The organism is Streptomyces sp. NPDC048349 (genome assembly GCF_040651925.1).
GTDB lineage: Bacteria > Actinomycetota > Actinomycetes > Streptomycetales > Streptomycetaceae > Streptomyces.
Genome location: NZ_JBEZLA010000006.1, coordinates 46,302 through 57,066, shown reverse-complemented (window position 1 = coordinate 57,066; position 10,765 = coordinate 46,302). Strand labels below are relative to the sequence as shown.

The window sequence follows — 10,765 nt, the reverse complement described above, 5'->3', positions numbered from 1 at the left end:
TCGTGGAGGATGGATATGTCGGCGCCCGACCAGCAGGTCGTTGAGGCACTGCGTGCCTCGCTGAAGGAGAACGCCCGGCTTCAGCAGGAGAACAGCACACTCGTCGCGGCAGCCTCGGAGCCCATCGCGATCGTGTCCATGGCCTGCCGCTACGCCGGCGGGATCCGGGGACCGGAGGACTTCTGGCGGGTGGTGTCCGAGGGCGCCGACGTCTACTCCACGTTCCCCGAGGACCGCGGCTGGGACGTCGAGGGCCTTTACCACCCCGACCCCGACAACCCCGGTACGACATACGTCCGGGAAGGCGCGTTCCTGCGCGACGCGGCGCAGTTCGACGCCGGGTTCTTCGGGATATCGCCGCGCGAGGCCCTGGCCATGGACCCCCAGCAGCGACAGCTGCTCGAGGTGTCCTGGGAGACCTTCGAGCGGGCCGGCATCGACCCGCACTCGGTGCGGGGCAGCGACATCGGCGTGTTCGCCGGTGTCGTGCACCAGGACTATGCGCCGGACCTCAGCGGTTTCGAGGGCTACCTCAGCCTGGAGCGCGCCCTCGGTACCGCGGGCGGTGTCGCCTCCGGCCGCGTCTCCTACACCCTCGGCCTCGAGGGCCCCGCGGTGACGGTCGACACCATGTGCTCCTCCTCGCTCGTCGCGATCCACCTCGCCGCCCAGGCGCTGCGCCGGGGCGAGTGCTCGATGGCGCTCGCGGGCGGTTCGACCGTCATGGCGACCCCGGGCGGGTTCGTCGGCTTCGCGCGCCAGCGCGCCCTCGCCTTCGACGGGCGCTGCAAGTCCTACGCCGCCGGCGCCGACGGCTCCGGCTGGGCCGAGGGCGTGGGCGTGGTCCTGCTGGAGCGCCTGTCGGTGGCGCAGGAGCGCGGCCACCAGGTGCTGGCCGTCATCCGCGGCAGCGCGGTGAACCAGGACGGCGCGTCCAACGGCCTGACCGCGCCGAACGGTCCCTCGCAGCAGCGGGTCATCCGCAAGGCGCTGGACAGCGCCGGCCTCTCCCCGTCCGACGTGGACGCGGTCGAGGGCCACGGCACCGGCACGGTGCTCGGCGACCCGATCGAGGCGCAGGCGCTGCTGGCCACGTACGGCCAGGGCCGGGACCCGGAGCAGCCGCTGCTGCTCGGCTCGGTCAAGTCCGTCATCGGGCACACGCAGGCGGCCTCCGGTGTCGCCGCCGTCATCAACATGGTCCAGGCGCTGCGGCACAAGACGCTCCCGGCGACCCTGCACATCGACGCTCCCACCCCGCAGGTCGACTGGTCGGCGGGTGCGGTCGAGCTGCTGACCGAGGCGCGCGAGTGGCCGAACAACGGCCGTCCGCGCCGCGCCGGTGTCTCCGCGTTCGGAGCCAGCGGCACGAACGCGCACATGATCCTGGAGGAGGCTCCGGCCGTCGAGGCCGGGGCCGAGCCCGTCGCGGACGAGGCGCAGCCCGCCGGTGTGGTGCCGCTGGTGGTGTCGGCGGGGACCGCCGCCTCGCTGGCGGCCCAGGCCGGGCGGCTGGCGGAATTCGTCGAGGGTGCCGACGGCGTGCCGCTGGCGGACGTCGCCGGCACGCTCGTGTCCGGCCGCGCCGTGCTCGGTGAGCGCGCGGTCGTGCTCGCGGGCTCGGCCGACGAGGCACTGGCCGGTCTGCAGGCGCTGGCGCGCGGCGAGAACGCGGCCGGCGTGGTGACCGGTTCGGGTACGCCCGGCAAGGTCGTGTGGGTGTTCCCGGGCCAGGGTTCGCAGTGGGCGGGCATGGGCCGCGAACTGCTCGACTCCTCGCCGGTGTTCGCCGAGCGGATCGCCGAGTGCGCCGCCGCGCTCGAGCGGTGGGTGGACTGGTCGCTGATCGACGTCCTGCGCGGGGACGCCGAGCCCGAGCTGATGGAGCGGGTCGACGTCCTGCAGCCGGCCAGCTTCGCCGTGATGGTCGGCCTGGCGGCGGTCTGGGCCTCCGTGGGCGTCGAGCCCGACGCGGTGCTCGGCCACTCCCAGGGTGAGATCGCGGCCGCCTGCGTCGCCGGAGCCCTCTCCCTGGAGGACGCGGCACGCGTGGTGGCGCTGCGCAGCCAGGCCATCGCCAAGCAGCTGGCCGGACGCGGCGGCATGGCGTCGGTCGCGCTGAGCGAGGCCGAAGCGGTCGCGCGCCTGGAGCGCTGGGCGGACCGGGTCGAGGTCGCCGCCGTCAACGGCCCCACCTCCGTGGTCATCGCCGGTGACGCCGAGGCGCTCGACGAGGCGCTGGACGCGCTGGAGGACCAGGGCGTCCGGATCCGGCGGGTGGCCGTGGACTACGCCTCGCACACCCGGCACGTCGAGGACATCCGCGACGCGCTCTCCGAAGCCCTGGCCGGAGTCGGCGCCCAGGCGCCCAGGATCCCGTTCTACTCGACCGTCACCGGCACCTGGGTCGAGGACGCCGACGTCCTCGACGGCGGCTACTGGTACCGCAACCTGCGCGGCCAGGTGGGCTTCGGCCCGGCCGTCGCCGAGCTGCTGGAGCAGGGCCACGGCGTGTTCGTGGAGGTCAGCGCCCACCCGGTGCTGGTCCAGCCGATCAACGAGACCGTCGACACCACCGACGCCGACGTCGTGGTGACCGGCTCGCTGCGCCGCGAGGACGGCGGCCTGCGCCGGCTGATGGCCTCCATGGCCGAGCTGTTCGTCCGCGGCGTGGCGCTGGACTGGGCCCCGGTCCTGCCCGCGGGGGCCGCGTCCGCCCGCGTGGACCTGCCGACCTACGCCTTCGACCACCAGCACTACTGGATCGAGATGGCCGCGTCGGCCACCGACGCGGCGTCGCTCGGACTGACCGGCGCCGATCACCCGCTGCTGGGCGCGGTGGTGCAGCTGCCGCAGTCCGACGGCCTGGTCTTCACCTCGCGCCTGTCGCTGCGGACGCACCCCTGGCTGGCCGGCCACGCCATCGGCGGCGTGGTGATCATCCCCGGCACCATGTACGTCGACCTCGCCGTGCGCGCCGGCGACGAGTTCGGCTACGGCGTCCTGGAAGAACTCGTCATCGAGGCGCCGCTGGTGCTGCCCGAGCAGGGCGGCGTGCGGTTGCAGGTCGCGGTCGGCGGACCGAACGCGACCGGCTCGCGCTCGGTCGACGTGTACTCCCAGCGCGAGGACGCCTCCGGCGAGGGCGGTACGGCCGAATGGACGCGGCACGCCACCGGACTCCTCGCGGCGTCGGCCACGGCACGGCCGACGGGGCAGGCGTACGACTTCGCCGCCTGGCCGCCGCCCGGTGCCGAGCCGATCGAGATCGGCACCTTCTACACCGACCTGCTCGAGCGCGGCTACGCGTACGGTTCGGCCTTCCAGGGCCTGCGGGCGGTGTGGCGGCGCGGTGACGAGGTCTTCGCCGAGGCCGTCCTGCCCGACGAACAGCGGGACGAGGCCGGCAAGTACGGCATGCACCCGGCACTGCTGGACGCCGCCCTGCACACCAACGCCTTCGCCAACCCGGACGACGACCGTCAGGTCCTGCCGTTCGCCTGGAACGGCCTCGTCCTGCACGCGGTGGGCGCCTCGGCCCTGCGCGTACGGATCGCCCCCTGCGGCCCGGACGCGCTGTCGTTCCAGGCCGCCGACGAGACCGGCGACATGGTCCTGACGATGGACTCGCTGGTGTCCCTGCCCGTGTCCGCCGACCAGTTGGGCGCCGCGGCCGGCGACGAGAGCCGCGACTCGCTGTTCGACGTGGAGTGGACGGAACTGCCCGCACCGCAGGGCGCGGAGCCCACGCCGTCGTGGGTGACGGTGTCCGCCGCCGACGACGTGGTGGCTCTGGCCGGGAGCGCGGCAGCCCCGGCGCTCGCCGTCCTGCATGCCGTCGCCGGCGCTGACGGCGGCGACGCGGCCCTGGCGTCGACCTCCCGCGTGCTGGAGGTCGTCCAGGCCTGGCTGGCCGGGACCGGGCTGGAGGAGTCGCGACTGGTCGTCGTGACCCGCGGGGCGGTCCCCGCCGGTGACGGTGCGGTGAGCGACCCGGCCGGTTCGGCGGTGTGGGGCCTGGTGCGCGCCGCCCAGGCCGAGAACCCCGAGCGGATCATCCTGATCGACACCGACCCGGCCTCCGGCGACACGGCGGAGTCCGTGCTGCGCTCGGTGCTGGGCCCGGTCCTGGCCGCCGGCGAGCCGCAGGTCGCGGTCCGCGGCACGGCCCTGTCCGTCCCCCGGCTGGTCCGGGCCGGCGGTGAGGTCCCGGACGTTCCCGCCGTGTTCGACGCCGAGGGAACCGTCCTGGTCACGGGTGGTACCGGCGCCCTGGGCGGCCTGGTGGCCCGCCACCTCGTCACCCGGCACGGCGTACGGCACCTGCTCCTGGCCAGCCGCCGGGGCACGGACGCCGAGGGCGTGCAGGAGCTGGTCGCCGAGCTGACCGAGCAGGGTGCCGCCGTATCGGTGGTGGCCTGCGACGTGTCCGACCGCGGCCAGGTCGAGGCCCTGCTGGCCTCGATACCGGACGAGCACCGCCTGACCGGCGTGGTGCACATGGCCGGTGTGCTGGACGACGGTGTGATCGCCACCCTGACTCCCGAGCGGCTCGCCGGCGTCTTCGCACCGAAGGTGGACGCGGCGCAGCACCTCGACGAGCTGACCCGCGGCCTGGACCTCGACGCCTTCGTCGTGTTCTCCTCCGCCGCCTCGCTCATGGGGTCCGCCGGACAGGGCAACTACGCGGCGGCGAACGCCTTCCTCGACGGACTGATGGCCGGCCGCCGCGCGGCGGGCCTGCCGGGCCTCTCGCTCGCCTGGGGCCTGTGGGAGCAGACCAACGGCCTGACCGCCCACCTCAGCGCCGTCGACCAGGCCCGTATGAGCCGTGGCGGCGTGCTGGCGATGACGCCGGCCGAGGGCCTGCACATCTTCGACATCGGCTTGCACGCGGACCAGGCGCTGCTGGTGCCGATCAAGCTCGACCTGAAGACCATGCGGAGCCAGGCAGCGGCCGGCGGGGGAGTCCCGCACCTGCTGCGCGGCCTGGTCCGCGCGGGCCGGCGCCTGGCGCGGGCGGCCGTCGGCGACAGCAGCGGACTGGTCCGCCGCCTCGCCGGGCTGTCTGCGGCCGAGCAGGAGAGCATCCTGCTGACCATCGTCCAGGACGAGGCCGGCGCCGTGCTCGGCTTCAGCGGCCCCGAACTGGCCCAGGGTACGCGCGGATTCAGCGACATCGGATTCGACTCCCTGACCGCCGTCGAGCTGCGCAACCGGCTCAGCGCCGCCACCGGCGTCAAGCTGCCGGCCACGCTGATCTTCGACTACCCCACCCCGGTGGTGCTCGCCCGTCACCTGCGCGAGGAGCTCGGTGACCAGGCGGACGGCGCCCCCGCCGCGGCCGCGGCCGTCGTCGCGGACCCCGACGAGCCGATCGCGATCGTCGGAATGGCATGCCGCCTGCCCGGCGGCGTCGCGGGCCCCGAGGACCTGTGGCAGCTGGTGCAGGAGCGCCGTGAGGGCATGACGTCCTTCCCCGACAACCGTGGCTGGGACCTGGAGGGTCTGTACGACCCGAACCCCGACAGCGCGGGCACCTCGTACACCAGCAAGGGCGGGTTCCTCCACGAGGCCGCCGGGTTCGACGCCGGATTCTTCGGCATCTCGCCGAACGAGGCGCTGGCGATGGACCCCCAGCAGCGGCTGCTGCTCGAGGCCTCCTGGGAGGCGCTCGAGCGGGCGGGCATCGACCCGACGACCGCCCAGGGCAGCAACATCGGCGTCTTCTCCGGCGTCTCCATCCACGACTACCTCGAGTCCCTCACCGACATGCCGGCGGAACTCGAAGGCTTCGTCACCACCGCCACGGCGGGCAGCGTGGCCTCGGGCCGCGTGTCGTACACCTTCGGATTCGAGGGTCCGGCGGTCACCGTCGACACCGCCTGCTCCTCGTCGCTCGTGGCGATGCACCTCGCCGCGCAGGCCCTGCGCCAGGGCGAGTGCTCGATGGCCCTCGCCGGCGGCGTCGCCGTCATGGGCTCGCCGATCGGAGTCCTCGGCATGTCGCGGCAGCGCGGCCTGGCCACCGATGGGCGGGTCAAGGCGTACGGGGACGGCGCGGACGGCACGGTGCTGTCCGAGGGCGTCGCCCTCGTGGTGCTCGAGCGGCTGTCGGTGGCGCGTGAGCGCGGCCACCGGGTGCTGGCGGTCCTGCGCGGCAGCGCGGTCAACCAGGACGGCGCCTCGAACGGCCTGACCGCTCCGAACGGTCCCTCGCAGCAGCGGGTGATCCGCAAGGCCCTCGACAGCGCGGGCCTCTCCCCGGCCGACGTCGATGTGGTCGAGGGCCACGGCACGGGTACGGCCCTGGGCGACCCGATCGAGGCCCAGGCGCTGCTCGCGACCTACGGGCGGGGCCGCGATCCGGAGCAGCCGCTGTGGCTGGGCTCCCTGAAGTCGAACATCGGCCACACGCAGGCGGCGGCCGGCGTGGCCGGCGTCATCAAGATGGTGCAGGCACTGCGGCACGGCGTCATGCCCGCCACGTTGCACGCGGACGAGCCCTCGAAGAAGGTGGACTGGTCCGAGGGCGCCATCGAGCTGCTGACCGAGGCCCGGGAGTGGCCGCGCAGCGGTCACCCGCGCCGGGTCGGCGTCTCTTCCTTCGGCATCAGCGGAACGAACGCACACCTGATCCTGGAAGAGGCACCGCCGGAGGCGGCCGAGCCCGCCGTCTCCGAGGAGCAGGCGCCCGTGGGCGCCGTGCCGCTGGTGGTGTCGGCGCGCAGCGCCGCCTCCCTGGCGGGTCAGGGCGAGCGGCTCGCGGCGTTCGTCGAGGGCGCCGACGGGGTGTCCCTGGCGGACGTGGCCGCGGCACTGGTGTCCCAGCGGTCGGTCTTCGGTGAGCGTGCGGTGGTCGCGGCCGGTTCGAGCGACGAGGCGCTGGCCGGGCTGAAGGCCCTGGCACGCGGCGAGAGCGCGCCCGGTGTCGTGTCCGGCAGCGCCGGCTCGGGTGCGCCGGGCAAGGTCGTGTGGGTGTTCCCGGGGCAGGGTTCGCAGTGGGCGGGCATGGGCCGTGAACTCCTCGAGGCCTCCCCGGTGTTCGCCGCACGGATCGCGGAGTGCGCTGCCGCGATCGAGCCGTGGACCGACTGGTCGCTGATGGCGGTGCTGCGCGGCGAGACCCCGCCCGAGCTGATGGAGCGGGTCGACGTCCTTCAGCCGGCGAGCTTCGCCGTGATGGTCGCTCTGGCGGCGGTGTGGCAGTCCGTGGGCGTCGAGCCCGATGCGGTGCTCGGCCACTCGCAGGGTGAGATCGCCGCCGCGTGCGTGGCGGGCGCCCTGTCCCTGCAGGACGCGGCGCGCGTGGTGGCGTTGCGGAGCCAGGCCATCGCCAAGGACCTGGCCGGACGCGGCGGTATGGCCTCGGTCGCGCTGACCGCGGACGAGGCGGTCGTCCGTATCCAGCCGTGGGCGGACCGGGTGGAGGTCGCCGCGGTCAACGGTCCGACCTCGGTCGTGATCGCCGGTGACGCGCAGGCCCTGGACGAGGCGCTCGACGCGCTGTCTGCCGAGGGTGTCCGGGTGCGGCGGGTCGCGGTGGACTACGCCTCGCACACCCGGCACGTGGAGGACATCCGCGACGCGCTCGCCGAGGCGCTCGCCGGGATCGATGCGCAGGCGCCCCAGGTGCCGTTCTACTCGACCGTCACGGGCGGTTGGGTGGCCGACGCCGGCGTCCTGGACGGCGGCTACTGGTACCGGAACCTGCGGGCACAGGTGGGCTTCGGCCCGGCCGTCGCCGAGCTGCTCGAGCAGGGCCACGGGGTGTTCGTGGAGGTCAGCGCCCACCCGGTGCTGGTCCAGCCGATCACCGAGACCGTCGACACCACCGACGCCGACGTCGTGGTGACCGGTTCGCTGCGCCGCGAGGACGGCGGCCTGCGCCGCCTGCTCACCTCGATGGCCGAGCTGTTCGTCCGCGGGATCGCTCTCGACTGGAGCGGCGTCCTGCCGTCGAACGCGCCGTCCCGGCGCGTGGACCTGCCGACGTACGCCTTCGACCACCAGGACTACTGGCTCCAGTTGGCCGAATCGGCCACCGACGCCGCCTCGCTGGGGCAGGTGACGGCCGACCACCCCTTGCTGGGTGCGGTCGTGCAGCTGCCGCAGTCCGACGGGCTGGTCTTCACCTCGCGGCTCTCGCTGCGGACGCACCCCTGGCTCGCCGACCACACGGTCGGCGGCGTGGCGATCCTCCCGGGCACCGCGCTGGTGGAACTGGCCGTGCGTGCCGGTGACGAGGCCGGGTGCGGCGTCCTGGACGAGCTGGTGATCGAGGCGCCGCTGGTGGTGCCCGAGCACGGTGGTGTGCGGGTCCAGGTCGCGGTCGGTGGTCCGGGTGAGAACGGTTCGCGGACGGTGGAGGTGTACTCGCTGCGCGAGGACGCTGCCGGTGGGGACGTGTGGACGCGGCACGCCGGCGGTGTGCTGTCCGCTTCGGATCGTGCGGGTGGCAGCGGGTTCGACTTCGCGGCCTGGCCGCCGGCCGGTGCTCAGCCGGTTGAGCTGGGGGACTTCTACGCGGATCTGGCCGAGCGTGGTTACGGCTACGGTCCGGCGTTCCAGGGTCTGCGGGCGGTGTGGCGCCGTGGCGAGGAGCTTTTCGCCGAGGCGGTTCTGTCGGAGGAGCAGCGCAAGGAGGCGGGCCGGTTCGGTATCCACCCGGCGCTGCTGGAGGCGGCCCTGCAGGCGGGGACCATCGCTGCGGAGGCGGACGCGGATGCGGCTGCCGGGGAACCTGTACGGCAGCCGCTCGACTGGAACGGGCTCGTCCTGCACGCCGTGGGTGCGTGTGACCTGCGTGTCCGGCTGGTCCCGACGGGCGAGGACGGCCTGTCGGTCGAGGCGGCCGACGCGACCGGCGGGCTGGTCCTGACGATGGACTCGCTCGTCTCCCGCCCGGTGACCTTCGAACAGCTGGAGACGCTGGTCGACACGGCCGTCGCCAACTCGCTGTACGGGGTGGAGTGGACCGGGCTGCCCCCGGCCGAGTGGGCGGATACCTCACCCTGGTGGGTGCCGGTCGGCACGGCCGACGACGTGACGGCCCTGGCCGAGGGCGACGACGTACCGGCGGCGGCACTGCTGGAGGCCGTCGGAGGCGAAGGAGAGGACGCGGCACTGGCCCTGTCCTCCCGGGTGCTCGAGGTCGTCCAGGCGTGGCTGGCCGCGAGCGGGCTCGAGGAGTCGCAGCTGGTCGTGGTCACCCGCGGCGCGGTTCCCGCCGGTGACGGCGTGGTCGGCGACCCGGCCGGAGCGGCGGTGTGGGGTCTGGTGCGCGCCGCACAGGTCGAGAACCCCGGTCGGATCGTCCTGCTCGACACCGACCCGGCGGCCGAAGGCACTCTGGAGCTCGTCCTGAGTTCGGTGCTGGCCTGCGGCGAGCCGCAGATCGCGGTCCGCGGCACGGCCCTGTCCGTCCCCCGGCTCGTCCGGGTCGCCGGCGAGGCCCAGGACGCCCCCGCGGTGTTCGAGGCAGAAGGAACCGTCCTGGTCACGGGCGGCACCGGCGCACTGGGTGCTCTGGTGGCCCGCCACCTGGTCACCCGCCACGGCGTGCGCAGCCTCGTGCTCGCGAGCCGGAAGGGCCCGGACGCCGAGGGCGCCCGGAACCTGGTCGCCGAGCTCACCGAGCAGGGTGCCGCCGTATCGGTGGTGGCCTGTGACGTGTCCGACCGCGGCCAGGTCGAGGCCCTGCTGGCATCCGTGCCGGCCGAGCACCCCCTGACCGGAGTCGTGCACACCGCAGGGGTGATGGACGACGGAGTGATCACCGCCCTGACGCCGCAGCAGCTGGCGACGGTCTTCGCGCCGAAGGCGGACGCCGTACGGCACCTCGACGAGCTGACCCGCGGCCTCGACCTCGACGCGTTCGTCGTCTTCTCGTCCGCCGCCTCGCTCATGGGGTCCGCCGGACAGGGCAACTACGCGGCGGCGAACGCCTTCCTCGACGGGCTGATGGCGGTCCGCCGGGCGGCGGGCCTGCCCGGGCAGTCGCTCGCCTGGGGTCAGTGGCAGCAGGCCACCGGAATGGGCGGTCCCCTGCGACTGGCCACTGCGGAGGGCATGGAGCTCTTCGATGCCGCCATGGCCTGCGACCGGGCGCTGCTGGTGCCGATCAAGCTGGACCTGCGGAAGCTCGGCACCCAGGCCGCAGGCGGTGCGGAAGTCCCGCACCTGATGCGGGGCCTGGTCCGGGCAGGCCGGCAGGTCGCCCGGGCGGCGTCCGCCACGGACGGCGGTCTGCTCCGTCGGCTGGCCGGGCTCACCGCGGCAGAACAGGAAGAAACCCTGGTCGATCTGGTGCGTGCTCAGGCCGCGGTCGTGCTCGGGCACGCCGGGCCGGAGGGCGTCGGAGCGGAGACGGCGTTCAAGGAAGCGGGATTCGATTCGCTCACGTCGGTGGCCCTGCGCAACGGGCTGTGCGAGGCGACCGGATTGAAGCTCCCGGCCACGCTGATCTTCGATTACCCGACCCCGCAGGCACTCGCCCGTCACCTGCACCACGAATTGCTCCCGGACAGCGACGCGAACGACGTGGACGTGGACGAGGAACGGCTGCGGCACGCACTCGCCTCCCTCCCGCTGTCCCGGTTCCGGGAAGCCGGATTGATGGATGCCCTGGTCAAGCTGGTCGCCCTCGGCGACGGCGATCTGGAGATCGGCGCGATCGACGAAGCCGACGAAGAGAGGGCGATCGCCGAGCTGGGCGTCGACGATCTCGTTCACATGGCGCTCGGCGACTGAAAATCCTTCGAAA

The 10,765-nt window shown here is 73.8% G+C and carries 1 protein-coding gene; it reads left to right on the top strand.

Going from position 1 to position 10,765, the window contains the following annotated elements; all coding sequences use genetic code 11:
* Positions 1–15 precede the first annotated feature (15 nt).
* Entirely contained in the window at positions 16–10,752 is a 10,737-nt protein-coding gene (locus AB0D44_RS05875; protein ID WP_362584960.1) for a type I polyketide synthase, read from the top strand.
* Positions 10,753–10,765 lie beyond the last annotated feature (13 nt).

Coding starts and splice junctions, on each gene's coding strand:
- AB0D44_RS05875 (WP_362584960.1), top strand. CDS start 16: ATGTCGGCGCCCGACCAGCAGGTCGTTGAGGCACTGCGTGCCTCGCTG.